The 17084-nt window shown below is 56.9% G+C and carries 16 protein-coding genes; all 16 read right to left on the bottom strand.

The window, feature by feature from the left end:
* Positions 1-96: 96 nt before the first annotated feature.
* The 16 genes from GN111_RS14940 to GN111_RS14860 all read right to left on the bottom strand — a co-directional run bounded on the left by GN111_RS14940 (position 97) and on the right by GN111_RS14860 (position 17032).
* A complete protein-coding gene (locus tag GN111_RS14940) occupies positions 97-651 on the bottom strand; it encodes a hypothetical protein (RefSeq protein ID WP_155304511.1) in 555 nt (184 codons plus the stop codon).
* A 95-nt stretch (positions 652-746) separates the two neighbouring features.
* Positions 747-1979 (bottom strand): sulfite exporter TauE/SafE family protein, encoded by a 1233-nt coding sequence (locus GN111_RS14935; protein WP_231715754.1) that lies wholly within the window; start codon positions 1977-1979, stop codon positions 747-749.
* 309 nt (positions 1980-2288) lie between these two features.
* A complete protein-coding gene (locus tag GN111_RS14930) occupies positions 2289-2735 on the bottom strand; it encodes a DsrE/DsrF/DrsH-like family protein (RefSeq protein ID WP_155304510.1) in 447 nt (148 codons plus the stop codon).
* Positions 2736-2910: 175 nt separating this feature from the next.
* Positions 2911-4641: an SLC13 family permease gene (locus tag GN111_RS14925; RefSeq protein ID WP_155304509.1), complete on the bottom strand. Its 1731-nt coding sequence runs from the start codon at positions 4639-4641 to the stop codon at positions 2911-2913.
* A 21-nt stretch (positions 4642-4662) separates the two neighbouring features.
* Positions 4663-5217, bottom strand: a complete 555-nt coding sequence (locus GN111_RS14920; RefSeq protein WP_155304508.1) for a ferritin — start codon at positions 5215-5217, stop codon at positions 4663-4665.
* Positions 5218-5328: 111 nt separating this feature from the next.
* Entirely contained in the window at positions 5329-5514 is a 186-nt protein-coding gene (locus GN111_RS14915; RefSeq protein WP_155304507.1) for a hypothetical protein, read from the bottom strand.
* Between the two features lie 122 nt (positions 5515-5636).
* Positions 5637-6386 (bottom strand): DUF481 domain-containing protein, encoded by a 750-nt coding sequence (locus GN111_RS14910; protein WP_170302310.1) that lies wholly within the window; start codon positions 6384-6386, stop codon positions 5637-5639.
* A gap of 51 nt (positions 6387-6437) precedes the next feature.
* Positions 6438-7829: a mechanosensitive ion channel family protein gene (locus tag GN111_RS14905; protein ID WP_197740556.1), complete on the bottom strand. Its 1392-nt coding sequence runs from the start codon at positions 7827-7829 to the stop codon at positions 6438-6440.
* 264 nt (positions 7830-8093) lie between these two features.
* On the bottom strand, positions 8094-9500 hold the full coding sequence (locus GN111_RS14895; RefSeq protein WP_155304505.1) for a DegQ family serine endoprotease: 1407 nt from the start codon (positions 9498-9500) through the stop codon (positions 8094-8096).
* A 26-nt stretch (positions 9501-9526) separates the two neighbouring features.
* On the bottom strand, positions 9527-9979 hold the full coding sequence (locus GN111_RS14890; RefSeq protein WP_155304504.1) for a universal stress protein: 453 nt from the start codon (positions 9977-9979) through the stop codon (positions 9527-9529).
* 122 nt (positions 9980-10101) lie between these two features.
* Positions 10102-10617: a hypothetical protein gene (locus tag GN111_RS14885; protein WP_155304503.1), complete on the bottom strand. Its 516-nt coding sequence runs from the start codon at positions 10615-10617 to the stop codon at positions 10102-10104.
* A 182-nt stretch (positions 10618-10799) separates the two neighbouring features.
* A complete protein-coding gene (locus GN111_RS14880) occupies positions 10800-11531 on the bottom strand; it encodes an alpha/beta fold hydrolase (protein WP_170302309.1) in 732 nt (243 codons plus the stop codon).
* A 170-nt stretch (positions 11532-11701) separates the two neighbouring features.
* Positions 11702-12433, bottom strand: a complete 732-nt coding sequence (locus GN111_RS14875; protein WP_155304501.1) for a DUF1003 domain-containing protein — start codon at positions 12431-12433, stop codon at positions 11702-11704.
* Between the two features lie 39 nt (positions 12434-12472).
* Positions 12473-13864 carry an AcvB/VirJ family lysyl-phosphatidylglycerol hydrolase gene (locus GN111_RS14870; protein WP_170302308.1) on the bottom strand — a complete coding sequence of 464 codons (1392 nt, stop codon included), beginning with the start codon at positions 13862-13864 and terminating at the stop codon, positions 12473-12475.
* Positions 13865-13883: 19 nt separating this feature from the next.
* Positions 13884-16442 (bottom strand): bifunctional lysylphosphatidylglycerol flippase/synthetase MprF, encoded by a 2559-nt coding sequence (gene mprF, locus GN111_RS14865; protein ID WP_155304499.1) that lies wholly within the window; start codon positions 16440-16442, stop codon positions 13884-13886.
* Positions 16439-17032 carry a DedA family protein gene (locus GN111_RS14860; protein WP_155304498.1) on the bottom strand — a complete coding sequence of 198 codons (594 nt, stop codon included), beginning with the start codon at positions 17030-17032 and terminating at the stop codon, positions 16439-16441. The genes mprF and GN111_RS14860 overlap by 4 nt, the downstream gene beginning before the upstream one ends.
* Between the last annotated feature and the right edge of the window lie 52 nt (positions 17033-17084).

The following is a 17084-nucleotide window of genomic DNA, read 5'->3' as shown; positions in this document are numbered from 1 at the left end:
TTCAAGCTCCGCCATCGACCGTTGTGCAGGGTGGGAAAAGCCTGCTTCCCAGAATGTCCTTCTTCGTTTTAGCGGTGTGGAGGGTCGAAATGCCGGTCAGGAACGACTTGCTTCCAACCCGCCGTGAATCTCCTTGAAGTAGGGCAACCAGGGGTGCAAATAGCGAAAGAGGATGCGGCAGAGAATATAGACGGGAATGAAACTGAAAGCGAAGCCTACGGTCTCGCCGAAGATCAGAGAAAACGGGAATGCCAGTAGGAAACGGACTTGCCCGTAGTGTATCTGGAACCAGCCAAGGGCAAAGGGAACCGGCCAGAGCACCCCGGCCGAGTAGGCCGTCATGGTGAAAAAATGGCGTCCCCAAGCATCGTTGGCGTCCTTGTTAAGCGCCCGGTAGCTGTCGCGATCCCCCATTTCGTAGGCCTGTATGCTGAGCTTCTCCTTGTTCCGGATTTCCTTTTTAAGTCCCTCAATATGGTTGCGGTTCCAGCGGATGGCCAGCAAAAGGGTTATCTCGCCGACCACTACGCACCCAAAAGCCAGCAGGAACGAGCCAATGAAGAAATTGATCACCGGGTCCCTTGTGAGAAGAAACAGACGGGTTATCTGGGGATCTGCGGTTTTAAAGAGTGCTTCAAGCCACTGTTCCATGGGAATCGTTTCTGGCCGGTTCCGGTCATTCGGAACCGGCCCATGCTTCATATATTTATTTTAGACGATGGACCGGAGTCCAGCCGATTTCCATTTTAGCTAAACATGCGAATATTGAAAAAGCCCCGCAACGTGTAGTCCAGTCCGACGTAGATCGCCAAGGCGATGAAGAACCATTTGAGGCCCTTTTCGGGAATGTATTTGCCTGTTCGCGGTCCGATCATCGAGCCGATGAAAATGCCCACAAGCTCGACACCGATCATTGTCCAGTAGATCGTTACGCCCTTTATCATAAAATTGAAGATCGACAGGATCATACTGATCAACACCGCCAGTGCCGAAGTGCCGGCGGCCACGAACATGGGCAGTCCTACGATGCTGGTCAGAAAGGGAACATACAGAAAACCACCGCCCACGCCGATAAAGGATGAGACGGCGCTGATGAAAAAGCCCCCCACGAAGGCCCAGATCGGGTTGAAGGTAAATGTCTGGCCGAAAAAGGAGATCTCCGCCCGGGCAAGGCTGAACCGGGTGGTCTGCGCTCCTGACAGGGTGATGTCGCCCTTTTGCTTGATGGTCGCTTCAAACGCCTTGACGGCTTCCTTGGCGGCCTTTTTCTTGGACTGGCCCCGCGGAGTCATTTCATAAATCATGAACCCGCCGATGACGAAGACGATCAATCCGAAATACCCCTGGTATTCAGAGAATTTGATCTTGCCCATCGTGGTGTAGACCACCAGGAAGGCTGCCAGCAGAGAGCCCATTCCCAGGGACAGTCCCAAGGGAATCACAAGACGTTTTTGTTTTGCATAGTTGAAGCTCGATACTGCGGCAGACAGGCCCACCAGCCATTGGTTGGAGACGCGGATGCTGTCGGTAACGAACTTGTTCAAGTCCGGTGCCGTGTCTTTGAATGTCTTGGCGTAAGCACCCAGTCCGAAGACGGAAATGTGGCCCACACCGGCCAGCACGCCACCGAAGGCGCCCACCGTTGAGAAGACCCATCCCACCCAGATGGACCACAGCAGAGCAGTTGCCAAACTGACCTGCCTGCCGCCGGGAATACCCAGGTATCCGGGAGCGGCCTGGGGGTTGATCTGACCCTTTCCGCTGCCCTGCGGCGCTTTGGCCACGGCTTGTCCGAGTTTGCCGGGAAGCCCCAGATCGCTGCCCACCAGTGCGGGCACAGCCGACGGTTGCCCGGCATCCAACGTTGCTGTGGAATTATCCGCCCGGCTCTGGGCCAGGGCATGAAATGAAGTTGTGGAAGCGAGCATCAAACCGGCAATCAATGTAAAATAAATCCAATATTTTCTAAATGATACCATTTTCTATATTCCTCCCAAACAACACACTGAAATAAGTAAAAAGCCGTTATTACCTTGTGCACCATTCAAAAGAAAAATAGTCAGGTTCCCATCTGACCGATTTGACCTCCTTCGTGTGGATGACTGTTTGACCAGCGCAACGGGTACTCGGAAAGAAGTTCTCCGATATGCCCTATGCCATCTCGCCCTGATGAAATGCGAGCGGCCTTTTAAAGCAGTCAATTCAAAAATGCAACAGGAATTACGTGGGACAATAAAGATAAACACGTGGAACCGACCCAATTGCCCCTTTCTTTGATACGGCGACGGTCATGTATAGAGCAAAATCTTGGATTCGATCGCCTGCTTAAGAAAATCATCGGCCGTCTTTATGGCCACCCCCTCGATAAAGTCGTCCGGTTCAAGTTTCATCATATCAACCGTCATTTGGCAGGCGACAAACTTGACGCCTTCCAACGCCGCCATCTCCTGAAGGTCGGGAAGGGCGGGGATATGTGCCTGCTCCATTTTTTCCTTCATCATCCAGGTGGCTACGGCGGACATGCCGGGAATGGCCCCCATGAAACCGGGAGGATTGAAACGGGCATGATCGACCCATCCTTTTCGAATGACGTTGATGCCCATGAAGGTATAGAAGATAGTCGATTGCATTCCCATGCGCCGGGCGTTGATGGCAAGAATCAACCCCGGATAGGCTCCATCCAGTGAGTCTTTCGAGGTGATGAATGCTGCCGAAGGGTTGGATTGTGTCGTCATGGTTTACCTCCTTGGTTGTCGGATAAGGAACAGTACCAGTTCCCGCGACCGGTTTTTATCGCCACATGGACCGACGGCTAATTTTTTGCGGCCGAAGATCCGGCTGCTATTGGGCGAATTGAATATTTCCTGCCGTCGGTTGATGATTTCACGTTTTTCGGACGGCCGATGTCCTTTATAATTCGACTGCAAGAAGCCAGATGGTGCATACGACAATGGAAAGAATCATCGGCGGCAGGCAGATCTTCAAGTATTGGGCGAATGCAATGCGGTAGCCGGCCTTTTCCGCCATCCCGGCGGTGACCACGTTGGCACTGGCACCGATCAGGGTCCCGTTGCCTCCCAGGCAGGCCCCCATGGCCAGTGCCCACCAGAGGACCCCGTTCTGGGCGCCCGGGACGGTGGCGGTAAGATAGGCCACAACGGGCAGCATGGTGGCCGTGTACGGGATGTTGTCGATAACTGCGGATGCCAGCGCCGACACCCATAGGATCATGAGAACGGCAACGATCAACGAATCTCCGGAAGCGGATTTAACACCGTCAGCAATCAGGTGAATCAGCCCGCTTTCCTGTGCCGCGGCGATCACCGTGAACAGCGCTGCAAAGAAGACCAGAGTCGACCACTCTACCTTGGTTTCCAGCAGCTCGACGATGTCGACGCGGCGGCCGACACTGATGAGAAGGATCGTGGTGCCGATCAGGGCGGCGATACTCGGGGCCATTTTGAGAATGCCGTGCAGGAGGAACAGGACGATAGTGATGCCGAGAGAAACCAGGCTGAGAAATAGAAGCCGGCGATCTTTGATGGCAAAGTCGATTGCCGGTTCAGGATGTTTGCTTTCAATCGCCTTTCCGACATCACGATAGTCCTTGGCGTAATAGATCAGAAAAAAAAGCACTGAAACCGCCATGACCAACAGGCAGGGTAGCCCCAGGTTGAGACCGAAGTCCATAAAGGTGAGACCGGTATACGATCCGATCATGATGTTGGGCGGATCGCCGATGAGGGTGGCCGTTCCTCCGACATTGGAGGCGAATACTTCCGGAACCATCAGGGCGATGGGATTCAGCCCCAAAGAACGGGCGATCCGGATGGTGACCGGGATAATGAGCAGCATGGTGGTTACATTGTCCAGGAACGAGGAAGTGACGGCCGTCAGGATCATCAATACCGCCGCCAGCAGAGAGGCGCGGCCGCCGGAGATCCGGTAGCAGCGATGGGCCAGCCACTGGAACATTCCGGTTTTTTCGCACACACCCACGATCATCATCATGGAAAACAGAAGGAAAATTACATTCAGGTCCACCGACCGGGCCGCAATCTCAAAACTGATTATCCTGAGATCGGGATAAAACGGCCCCACCAGGTAGGAGCAGCTCAACAGCAACGTCGCACCGGCCAGAGCGGCCAGTGTGCGGTGGACCAGTTCGAATCCGATCATCACATAAACGAAAAGCAGAACGGCGCCCGATATCCAGAGCGCCGGCGAGGCCACCCGCATCAAGGTCAGGTTGGCTTCTGCAAGATATACTGAGCTTCCCAGTGCATCGATGCTGGCCCGGATCGGCAGCAGCGATATCCGGACGGAAGGGGCATAAGAAAGCTTTCGGGCCTCCAAAAGGATTCGGGCATTTAGAAGACTCCCCGCTGGAAAGAGCGCTTTGAATTCGTAGCGGCCGTTTCCATCGGTCAGGACGGTTTTCTTTACCGGCGCATCGTTTCCCGTCACGGCCAGCGTCACACTGGCCTCCGGAATCGCTTCACCGTGGGAATTGACGATTTGGCCCGAGACGTAGAGGTTTTCCGCATTGAGCGCATTGATCGTGCCGGCATCGGCACCCGGCATCCAGACGCCGAGCAGAACGATCAAAATAAAAACGATTCTAACCGGTTGGTTGCGCATGATGGACACGGTTATCTTTTGTCACGGTGCTGCAGTTGTTGCGGCCATGGCCGCTTCGACGCCCTTGCTGAAATCGGTGGGCACCGTCGTCATCCGCGCGGCCAGTTCCCGGTCCAGCATCATCAGCCCCTGGGGGTTGTCTCCGATCAGCCTGAGCTGGGCCAGGATGTCGTTGTCGTTCTCCTCCTCTTCCACCTGCTCGGTCACATACCACTCCAGAAAAATCTGGGAGGCATGATCCTTCTCGGCAATGGCCAGTTCCATGAGGTCGTTGATGCTGCGGGTGATGAACTGCTCATGGGCCAGGGTCTGGGTAAACATGTCCATGGGGGACGCGAAGCTTGCCGGCGGTGCCTCGATGGCGGCCAGCGTGACTGCCGCGCCCTGGCGCTGGATGTACTCGTAGATCTTCATGGCGTGCAGCATCTCCTCATGGTATTGCACCATGAACCAGTTCGCAAAGCCCTTGAGTCCCACCTGATTGCAATGGGCAGACATGGCCATGTAGAGATAGGCCGAGTACGTTTCCCGGTTGACCTGCTCGTTCAATGCTTCTGTCATTTTGTCGCTGATCATGAGATTCTCCTTTTTTGATGAAGGGTTGTACGGTTCAATTTCATTGTCACCTCTTTATATCAGTTTTCATATTCGATGAGTGAATCGAAGCGGTAGATCCGCCCGGCGACACTATCTCACAATGGAAAATCCCAGCCGGAAGGCATGGGTAAGATCCTGATAGTCGATCAGACTTTCGGCCGGCGTATCCGTATACTGGGCATGCGGATAGATATTCACGGAGTTGAAAAGAACCTGGTGCAGCGGGTATGTTGGATCCAATCTGTCCACAACACGCCCGGTCCGGCTGGCAGGCATTGACTTCGTTCCAGGTCAATGAAACATTGGATTTGCCACTTCCTGTGGTGTGGGTATAAACCAATCCGGACGATGGTTCGATCATAAGCGGCTCCGATTCGGTTTCGTCAATTAAAGAGCGCTCAGTAGCTCAGCACCAGGGATGCGCTGAGGGTTGTGTCCGTTTTCTCAACCGTTTCGGGAACGGGTCTGTTCTGGTAACGGATTTCGTAAGCCACCTTGATGGCCAGGCCCCTGGTCAGAGTCGAGGTCACTCCGGTCACGGATATGATCTTGTAGTTGTCGCTATCCTCGAAATCCAGAAGATATTCAAGGCCCTGAAAGAATTTGTTGCCTTCGGAGACAACGAAATCGTATTGACCGTAAATCCTGCCTTCCAGAAAATCCTCGGCACCCTCTTCAATGTAGTCTTCACGCGTCCAGTTGACACCGGTTTCGGCTTTGAGAAAATGCCTGGGGCCAATGAGAAACTTTCTTCCGAGGCCCGGACCTATATGATAGCGGTGGTCGAACCCGGCGAACCGGTCGCGAAGCCAGCCTCCCAAAAGATACGAATAGTAGGTTGTCGCCAGATCATAGTCAAACCGCAGATCCGTACTGTAACGCTCGGCATTTTTATCGGAATCCTGTTCGCCGTAAAGCGCGGACAAATTCCAGGTTCCCATCAGATCGGGGCGGAATTTGTATTCAAGCGTGTTTTTCAAAGACAGCGTAAACAGGTCCGTGTTGCCACTGGTATCCACAACGGAGAACTCAGCCCGGTTCCTGAGCTTTTTGACCGTACCGCCTTCTTGAGCAAATGCCGATAGTTCCGGAGCAACCAAACTGAAAACGAAAACGGCACACATCAATGCGGCTGTCAAAGTATTCATCGCATGGAGATTACTGTGCGTAAAAATAGCTTTGGGTTGCATACAAGTCATTTACTCAACGACCTCCCCATCGCTTTTGAGCAATTCAAGTTTAAGCTGCCTTTTGGCGTCATTGGCCAGATGCAGCGTGCGAGTGGGAAAAGCGAAATCGATGCCTTCGGCAGAAAAGCGGCGGGTAATTTCCAGGCAGGTTTGCTGGATCCAATCCTGGAAGTCCCAGTAGTTGGGCGGGTGATACCAGGCGATCACCATGATGTTGAGGCTCCAGTCATTGAAGCCGTTGAAGTATACCCGTGGGGGAAAATCCGGATGCATGCCCTCATGGTCAGCTAAAAGCTCTCTGACAATGGCGACTGCTTTCTCGATTTTTTCCGTCGGCGTATCATAGGTGATGCCGATGTTGGTCAGCCAGCGGATGTTGGGCCGCCTGCCGATATTCTCCAGTCCGGAGTTGACCACTTTTTCGTTAGGGATGGTCACCAGGTGCCCGGTGAGCAGCCGGATGCGTGTGCTGCGAAAGCCGACATTTTCCACCACTCCGTCATAGTTGTCGATGACAATGCGCTCGCCTACCTGAAACGGCTTGTCGAACAGAATGGTCAGGGTGCCGAAAAAGTTTGCGATTGAATCCTTGGCGGCCAGCGCCACGGCCAGGCCTCCGATGCCCAACGAGGCCAGCAGAGGGCCGATCTCCACCCCGGTGAGGTTTTGAAGCACGATGATCCCTGCCAGGAGGATGATAAAAATGCGAATGGTCTTTCCGAACAGGGGAACCAGAATGTCGTCGATAGTGCTATCGGTGCTCTTGGCCCAAAGCGACAGGCGGGCGTCCAAGACGTTGACGAAACGGTAGACGAACCAGAACAGCGCCAGAATGCCTCCCGCCGATGCCACTTTCTGCATGACCAGGTGGACCAAGTTGCTACCGTCGGCTGCCTGAAAATGGGTATACAGGGGCGATATAGCACCATAGATGCCGTACACCCAGATCAACAAATTCAATGGATGTATCAAGGCTTTAAGCATCAGGCGCGCCCAGGATATTTGTCCTTCGACCTGGGGGATTGCTTCAATCCGACGCTGGATTGCCCAGCGGACCATCCTTTCTATAACCACCACCAAAAAAACCAGAAGCAGACAGAAGAATAGTTTGAGCCAACTGATATTCAGGAAAACCTTGCTGTCAATCCATCCACCAACGCGGTCAGACGCTTTTTCGGAAAACGCCTCGATTTTTTGGCTGATCCGGTTCCCGGCTGCATCGATCTTACCGATCTCCGGGGGCCTGACGTCCTTCTCGGCAGGCGTCTCGGTCGATTCGGGTGGCTTACCGGCTGAGGGATCTGCAGGCGTCTGGGCGCTTGCCGGACAACCGAAACACACAACTAAAATGCCCACCATGATGATGGATAGCAGCTTCCATGGTTTGGTCCGGGTACACATCGTTCTCTCCTTGTAGACACTGAAGAAAAGAACCCAAACGGTTGTTGGCAAAATGCAGCTATGTCTTTGGAAGTTTCATTTTCAAACCGTTCGGTCGAGGCGGTGCACGATTGCGACAAGAATGATCGAACCGGTCAGCATCCAGGTAGGGCCAAGGATCCATCGTCCCGGAGGAATGGCCAGATACCGTCAGAACATACCATCAGTATAATGCAAACTGGCGTTGTTGACTACCTCGCTGAACAAGTTGGCTTTCTATATGGTTTACGACGGCAGCACCATGGTGACAAATATCGTAGTCCCATCCCGGTCCACCAGCAGCAGGATCGTGTCGTTAGCGGCGTGCCGATCGAGGATTTTTCGCAGCGATGCCACGTCCGCCACCGGCGACTGTTCCGCTTCGACAATGATGTCGCCCGGCTGCAGACCGGCCTCGCCCGCCGGCGATCCGGGAGCCACCTGGACGATCAACAGGCCCAGGGAACGCCACAGGCCATAGCCGCGGGCAATCTCGGGCGTCAGGGCCTGCAAGGCCAAACCCAGTTCGGGGCCGACGTCGATCCGGGCCTCGGCATCGGAAGGCTTCTCCTCGCTCATCTCCAGGGTTACCACTTTGACAGATAGTCGTTTGCCCTGGCGCACTACTTCCAGCATCACCGATTTGCCGATAGGCTTGGACGCGACCATTAGGGGCAGCTCGCGGGAATTTTTTACAGGCTTGCCGTCCAAAGAGAGAATCACATCGCCGCGTTGGATGCCGGCCGCGGCTGCCGGACCGTCCGGCACCACATCGGACACCAGGGCGCCGTATTCCGAATCGAGCCCGAGTTTGGCTTTCAGCGCCGTTGTGATGTCCTGGATGATAACGCCCAGGTAGGCACGCCGGACTTTGCCCTGGCGAAGCTGGGGCAGCAGTTCCCTGACCATGTTGATGGGGATGGCGAAGCCGATGCCGACGCTGCCGCCCGATTGGGAAAAGATGGCGGAATTGATGCCGATGACTTCGCCATTTATATTGAGGAGTGGGCCTCCGCTGTTGCCGGGGTTGATGGAGGCGTCGGTCTGGATGAAATTGTCGTAAGCTCCGGTGCCGATCTGGCGGTACTTGGCGCTGACGATGCCCGAGGTCACCGTGTTGCCGAGGCCGAAGGGGTTGCCGATGGCCACCACCCAGTCGCCCACCTCCAGCGCGTCGGAATCGCCCAGGGGTAGAAACGGCAGGGGTTTGTCGGATGTGATGCGGATCAGCGCCACATCGGTCTTGGGATCTCGGCCGACGATATCAGCCTTGAACTCCCGTTCATCGGCCAGTTTGACCTTCAATTCCGTCGTATCTTCCACCACGTGATTGTTGGTCAGGATCAATCCGTCCCTGTCGATGATAAAACCGGTGCCCAAGGCGCCCTGGCGGTATTCGTGGGGCATGCGGTTGCCGAAATAGTGGTCGAAGAAATCCTTGAAGGGGTTGTCCGGCCCAAAGGGCGACTGATCCTGTTCGGATGCCTGAACCAGTTTGGTGGCCACGATGTTGACTACGCCGGGGCCGGTCTTTTTGACCAGTCCCGAAAAGGAGGATTGAAAGCGGTCGGCAGCATCGGTGACAGGAGCAGCGGCGACCAGGAGCAGGGCCATGATGACGAAAACTATGGCAAGAAGGAGGCTTTTTTTCATCGTTTGTTCCTCGCTTGGGCCTTCGGTCAGACTGTCGTGTCCCGCTTGACCACCAGGACCGGACGCCGGCACTTGCGGATGACACGGTCGGAGACGGACCCCAACAGGACCTCGCCCAGGTTGGTGCGGCCGTGCGATCCGATCACGATCACCGAGGGGGACTCCGCCTCTTCCACGGCAAGAATTTTTTGCCATGGGAATCCGGTTTTGACAAGGCAGGTCACCTTGAATCCAACGGCTTCCAGATCTCTGCGCATCTCCGCCATGGATTCGTCGGCGACCTCCCGGGCCTTGTTACGCCAATTTTCGATGTCGCTTTCGAGAATGGCATGACGCATCAGGCCATCGATAATACGCTGATTGATCACGTGAAGGATCACTACTTCCTGGCTGCCCGCCTCCTTGAGCTGTTTGATGTAATCAAGCGCTTTGGCGGCAACGTCGGAAAAGTCGGTGGGATAAAGGATCTTGTTGAACATAGGGACTCTCCTTTCGTTGGTCGAATGAAGTTTGTCTGCACGGTAACGTTGGGATTTTTGCTTTCTGACTGAAAAAGTTCCTCCGGCGGCCTCGATACGCTGCTGCCTTGGGGGTTGAATCCTCAGTGTGTTGGCTGGCGTGAAGCCATCAGCAGGCGCGATTGAAAAACCACCCCCGCGGCAGCGACAGCCACAAACAGCCACGGTGCATAGGGAAAACGTCCACCGTCGATGGCATCCACGATAAAAGCGGCGCCCACCATTGACGAAAGGAACACCAGTGCCCAGTCGAAGAACAGGACCAGGGCCACCGCACCGAGAATACCTCCGATAAGGGCGATCAGTCCATTAACGCTGTATCCCAACATTGCTACCAGTTGCAGGGCAAGAATTCCGCCGGCGAAAAAACCGCCGATGGCCACGGCCAGATGCTGCAAAAACAGCGCCAGTATCGCTCCGAAAAAGCCGCAGACCAGTCCGGCAACCCAAAGTATCCAGAAGGGTTGTTGTACCCAAAGCGATTGGGCCATCTGGAGGCCCGCAACAAAGCCCAACACACCGACAAACATCCAGAACAGCCTCCAGCCCAGGGTCAGGAGCAGGATACCCACGACGGCCGTAAACACTTGCTGAATCACATTTCCTCCTGTGGTCGCTTTCTGAATCGGAACCCGCAGTACCGGTAAAGCACCTATCGACCAACCAAAGCGATTTTTCGTTTAAAAGCACGAAGGATTCTCGACTCTGCACCGGCGATTTGAGCCGCCGGCACGGCGATACTTCATCCAAACGACGACGTCGTATCCGTTTAACAAACGCGTCAAGAGCTGCCTTCCAGCGTCCCCTCACCCAGAAATCGAGCAATCCATTCGTTTACCCGGCGGGCTTGCGTCACCGGTGTGAAATGCCCTCCGGCGATAACCGCCAGCGATCCATTGGCGAGCCATTTTGCCATCAGGCGGGCATGAGCAGTGGAGACGACATCGGCGTCGCCGACGATTACCAGGGTCGGTGCGGCGATATCGGCCAGATCGGCAGCCTGCAGATTCGGGCGGGTCCGCCACATGCGCTTCACCCGGGCTTCCAGTTCGTGGAGCCGGTCGCCGGCCCCCGTCCACCATCGCTTCCACCATCGCTCTATTCCACGACTCGGTCCGGTGTTCTCTTTCTGAACCTCCGGCGTCAAGCCTTGCGGATTGAAATTGGCACTGATGACCACCATGCGCCGCACCCGCTCCGGCCAATAGCGTGCCAGCAGCAGGGCGGTGTTGCCGCCGTCGCTCCAGCCGACGACATCCGCCCTCCGGATGGACAGCCGGTCGAGAATCTTGACGGCGTCGGCGGCCATCAGCCGGTAACTCAGTTCGTTGCCGCCCAGATCCGAATCGCCGTGGCCGCGCGTGTCGGGCAATATCACCCGCCGTCCGGCATCGACGAGTTCAGGAACCTGGGAAAACCAGCTGAGCCGGTTGCTCAAGCCCCCATGCAACAGCAACACCGCCGAACCGCTGCCGTAGCCGACATAGTGAATATCGGCGTCTGCGTTGCGCACCTGTCCGCTGGCGATCGTGGCGTTCGAGGTCAGGCGCCAGACCAGGTAGCGCGCCACATTGACGGAAATGGCACGCCAATAGATGAGGCCGACGGCGACGATGCCGATCATGGCCAAGGAAAAGTATTTTATCATCGGGTGGTTCACCATCTCGACCACGGGTGGGAACGTCAATCCCGGCTGTGTTTCAGGGCGGCCACTTCGGCGATCAGTTCAAGCTGGATCGCCTGGATCTCGGCCAGGCGTTCCCACTGGCGGGACAGCAGGTGATCCACCTTTTCATTCAGATGGCGTATTTCAAGTTCCGCCTTGAGGTTGATCCGGTAGTCGTTCTCGGACCTCAGGCGGTCCTTGGCCTCCTGGCGGTTCTGGCTCATCATGATCACCGGCGCCTGGACCGCCGCCAGGCAGGACAGGATCAGGTTGAGCAGGATGAACGGATAGGGATCGAAGTGCCTGTTTACCAGGAAGATGGTGTTGATCAAAATCCATACCAGCAGTACGGATCCAAACACGATGATGAAGGGCCAACTGCCGCCGAATGTGGCAATGCGGTCGGCCAGGGCCTCGCCCATGGTCAGTTTGTTGACAAACTCCTCATTGAGGTTGCTGGTAAGAATTTCATGTTGCCGGAAACTTTCCAGGACATCCCGATCCAGGGTGGAAAGCTCGCCCTGCTCCGATGACAGGAGACTTTCCACATACCGGATGCGATAGCGGTTGAGATCGTCCTTGCAGATGAATCCGTCTGTGGACAGGTCGGGATGGTCCTTGCGGATTTCTTCGAGGACCGCCGGCCGGACCAGGGCCAGAGGCACGCTTTCCGGGCGGTCCACCGCTGCCTGGCAGATCCGGCAAACCGGTTTTTTATTCTTCCCGTCACGGGATGTTTTCAATGGCATAACCGTCCCAATTGATTTTATTAAAATTATAGTTCCTTCTCAGGGCTCGGTCCGGGCAATGATCTTTTGGACCAGCGCGCCATAATCCCCTCCGAAATGGTGACCCCCCTTCAATTCCTCTATTTGCGCGCTTCCTTCGGCCAGCAGGGGGCATACACTCTCCTTGTCCTGTGCGCCGTACAGGCACAACAGCGATGGTCCGGAGATGCGCTCGATTTCCGGCTGGACCGCGAAAGTATCGCTGCTCGGGCCGCCGATCCAGTTGGAAAGATGGAACTCGAAGGAGGTTTGCCTGCCGGGAGCCAGCAACACCACGCAGCGGACGAGCGCCCGAAGGCTCTCCGGCAAACGGTTGACGGCAAACGGCAACACGTCGGCTCCCAGGGAGTACCCGATCAGAACCGCCTGCTCCTTGCGCCAGGATTTCATGTAGTGGCTCAGGATGCGATCCATGTCGCTCCCCAACTGTTGAGGCGTCCGGGGCGTCCAGAAATATTTCAGTGAATTCAGTCCCACCACGCCGATTCCCCGGTCGGCCAGTCCCGCGGCGAGTTCCCGATCGACACCGGCCCAGCCGCCGTCACCGGTGACGATTACAGCCATGGTCCGGCTTTGTTTCCCGACAGGCTGGACTTCCACCAGCGGCAGGTCGGAAAGCGTACCGTCGATCCCCCCGGTATCCGCTACCTGCCTTCCGACAATTTTCAGAAAAGCCTGCCGGAACTGAGGCATCCAGTTGCGCGGGACGCTGTATCCATGGCCGACCTTGGGCAGCATGACGATCTCGCCTTTGGCCACCTGATCGACGAACCGCCGGGTGGCGGTGGGATCGCACACCTGGTCCACGTCCCCCTGCAGGGCGATCCAGGGATTCTCGAGATGGGAGGCGGGCAGGAAGTTAACCCCCTTGCCCTTGGGCCCCGGCTCCATTTTAAAGCCGCTGCCCGTGCAGAAGGGATTGACCAGGGGTAGATCCGGACAAAAGCCCAGGCTTATGGCGCCTGAAAAGGTTCCCGGCGGCGCCTGGACAAGGGTGGCGTACACCAGGGTCGCTCCGGAAGAGTAGCCGATCAGCACCGGCTGAATATAATCGGGGAAATCGAGCTTCTTCTGGAGAAAGTGGCTCAGGTTCTCGAAATCGGCCGCCGGATAGCTGCATGCTTCGCCGCTGTCGGCCAGTTGTTTGAGGTAGTGAACGATGTCGATGCCGGCCACCAGGGCATCCAGGCCGGCAAGCTGGCGGGCCATGTCCACCACCCCCTGGTTCCAGCCTCCGTCGCCGGAGACGAACAACGCCACACGGGTCGGATGGGGCGTCTGCCGGTAAACGGCAACCGTTCCGAACCGGCCGTAAGTCAGGGATAATTCCTCGGCGGCGGCGCTCTGGACGGCCAGAACCACCCCGATCATCACGATCAAATATTTCTTCATTGCCCGCATTCCATGTGGGTTATTTGGCAATTGTGCCCTTGATCCCGCCCGAAATCAACTGGACCAGATGGGCAAAAATCAAAGGCAGCGCCATACCGCCGGGAGATGCCAGATAGCGCGGCTCCCACACCGGGTCGAATTTCTCCTTGTACTGGCGCAGCCCTTCGAAGTTGTAAAAGTGTCCGCCGTGACGCGCCAGAAACCCTCCCAGGCGGTTCCAAAGCGGCGCCAGGGATCGATCCGCCAGACCAGACAGCGGCGCCATACCCAGATCGAACCATTCGTAGCCCTTTTCCTGACCCCACAACATGAGTTCAATAAATAGGTAATCCATGACCCCGCCCGGCGCCAACGCCGGATCGTAGCGCATCATGTCGATGGAGAATTCGCCGTTGTCCGCGCCCTTCCAAAGATTAGCAAAGGCGACAATGGCATCGCTTTTCCTGATCACCGCCACGTCGAACCAGCGCAGGTATTCCTCGCTGAAACGGCCCAGGGAAAATCCTTTTTCGCTGGTGTTCTTTTCCGTCAGCCAGGCATCCGAAATCTGCTTGAGCGCATCGAACCGGGCCATGGCCTGATCGGCGGGCAAGATTTCCAAGGAGAGGCCCTCTTTTTCCATCTTGCGCCGGGTGTAGCGCAGTCCCTTGCGATGGCTGCCCTCCAGGGAGAAGTCTTCGAGGGGAACGCGGGCGGTTTCGCCCAGTTTGGTCAGGGTGAGCCCCAGGTCCAGGTAATAGGGCAGACCGTCCGGCGTCACCTGGTAAAACAGGGCCCATCCGCCGAACCGGTCCGATTGCTCGCGGAAGTTCCAGATCAGCTCGGGCCAGGCGTCCTGCGGTCCTACCGGATCTCCCATAGCCACCCAACTGCGCCCCTGAACCCCATACATGATAAAGGCATTTTTTTGCGGATTGATTAGAAAGGATTTGTCTCCCAAAAGGGCCAGGTTGGCGGTGGTCGCATTGGCGCTGCCGACAATGCGAACCACAGTCTGCATCTCTTCCTCGCTGGCTTTCCCCGGTCGGTGGTGGGCAGGCCGTAGCAAGCGGGCTACGGCAAAGAGCAGCAAAACCGCCGCGGCAGCAGCCGAGGCACGCAGAAAGCGGGGGGCATCTGCATTGAAGGCGAATTGCCACCATAAGGCTTCCCGGTATTCCACGTGTTTGTAGGAGAAAAATCCCAGCCAGAAAGCGCTGATGACGATCATGGCGATGGCCGCGATCCAGGCCGGGGTAAAGCGCTGGTGGAGCAGGGAGGTATGCCGGTAAAAAAAACGCCGGTTGGGGAGCAGGGCCGCCAGCAGCGCCCCCAGAAACAGCGCTTCCTCGAAATCCAAGCCTTTGAACAGGGATGCGGCTATTCCCACGCCGAGCAGGATCGCCGTGATCCAATAGGCGCCGCTGAGGCGCCGCTGGATTCCCCGGGCCAGCAGCAGCAGCCCCATGCCGACGGTGCTGCCCACCAGGTGCGAGACTTCCAGCAGGGGCAGCGGGATCGCCTGCCTGAGCCATGCCAGGCGGTGATCCAGGGCCGGTGTCGCCCCGGAGAAGAGCAGAACTGCGCCGGCGATGAAGGTGGTGAAGGCCAGCACCGGGGGCACCACCGGACCGCTCCAGCGATGATACGTTGCGGCCAGCTTTTTCGCCGATTCCCGGTGCAAAAGGATTTCGTTGCCTCCCAACAGCAGCGCCGAAACTGCCAGGGGCAGCAGATAGTAGATGATTCTGAAGGCAAACAGGGCCCCCATCACCGTTTCGGCGGGCAACCGGCCGCCGATCAACAGCAGGAAGGTCGTTTCGAATACGCCCAATCCGCCCGGAACCTGGCTGACCAGACCGGCCAGTTGGGCCAGGAGGTACATCCCCAGAATCAGCGGCAGGGAAAGCCCGTCGACCGGCGGCAGCAGGACGATCAGCACGCTGCCGGCAAGCAGCCAGTCCGCCGTCCCCGTAAGAAGCTGCAGAAGGCCGGTCCGCAAGCCGGGCACGTCGATCTGCCAGTCGCGCAGGCGCAGCGGTGTTTTCAAAAACGCCCCTGCGAGCAGGTAAGCTGCGACCGGCAGCGTCATCGACAGGCCGACCAGGTGTATGGAGATCGCGGGCAGATGCAGTTGGTCCGGCAGGGTCAGGGGCACCAGGAAAAACACCGTCCCGCCGAGACCCAGAAACCCCAGCCACAGCGTGAGGGTACAGAAAAAAACCACCTTGGTGATCTCCAGGGCGGAGAGTCCCCAGTTGGCATACAGACGGTAGCGTACCGACGCGCCGGCGATCATGGAAAGCCCAATGTTGTTGCTGAACGCGGCGCCGACGAAGGCGGCCAGGGCGATCTTCCCATATCCCAGCAGATGCTTGAGATAACGCAGGGCAAGAAAGTCATAAAGGGTCATGACACCGTAACCGGCAGCGGTCAGCAACAAGGCCAGGGCCACGCGGGCGATGGAGATGGACCTGATCTGATGAACAATATCCTTTAAGTGATAGGCGGCCAACTCGTGATGCAGCACCCAGACGGCAAGGGAGAACAGCAGGATGCCGAACAAAGGCCCCACCCATGCAGGCGGTTTGAACTTCATTTTGTTTCCTTATCCCTGCCGCGTTCATCTCCCGGCGTCCGTCGGCTGTTGCGGCGGTAAATATAGACGATCCAGACCATGGCGCCGGCGACGGCCACCAGGACAAACAGCATTCTTTCGTAATGACGCAGATTGCCCAGGATTTGCTCCAGGGCGCTGCCGAAAAGATATCCGGCCACGCCGAACACCACCGCCCAGATACCGGCACCGATGACATTGAGCCAGACAAAGCGTAGCACCGGGACCTCACTGATTCCGAAAGCGAACGGCATCAACGTGCGCAGTCCATACAGGAACCGGAATCCTAAAATCAACGGGGTTTGAAAGCGATCCGCCAGGCGATTGGCCCGCTCCAGTTTTTCTCGCCAGGCCGGTCGCCGGTGCAACATGAAATCGCTGTGCCGGCGCCCCAGAAAATAGAACATCTGGTCCCCGCACAGGCTGCCGGCAAAGGCGCACAGGATAACGCCCTCCAGGGTCATGTATCCCTGATGGGCGGCCAGGCCCGCCAACACCAGGATGGTTTCCCCCTCCAGGAAGGTGCCGATCAGGATCGCCCAGTACCCGTAGGTTTGCAGGAATGCTTCCATTTTCAATTCATGCAGGTCGTTGGCCGGTATGTTGAAGATGCCGGAAGAAGCA

Source organism: Desulfosarcina widdelii, assembly GCF_009688965.1.
Taxonomy (GTDB): domain Bacteria; phylum Desulfobacterota; class Desulfobacteria; order Desulfobacterales; family Desulfosarcinaceae; genus Desulfosarcina; species Desulfosarcina widdelii.
The sequence above is the reverse complement of the archived record's forward strand: the minus strand, read 5'-3'. Positions and strand labels throughout refer to the sequence as shown.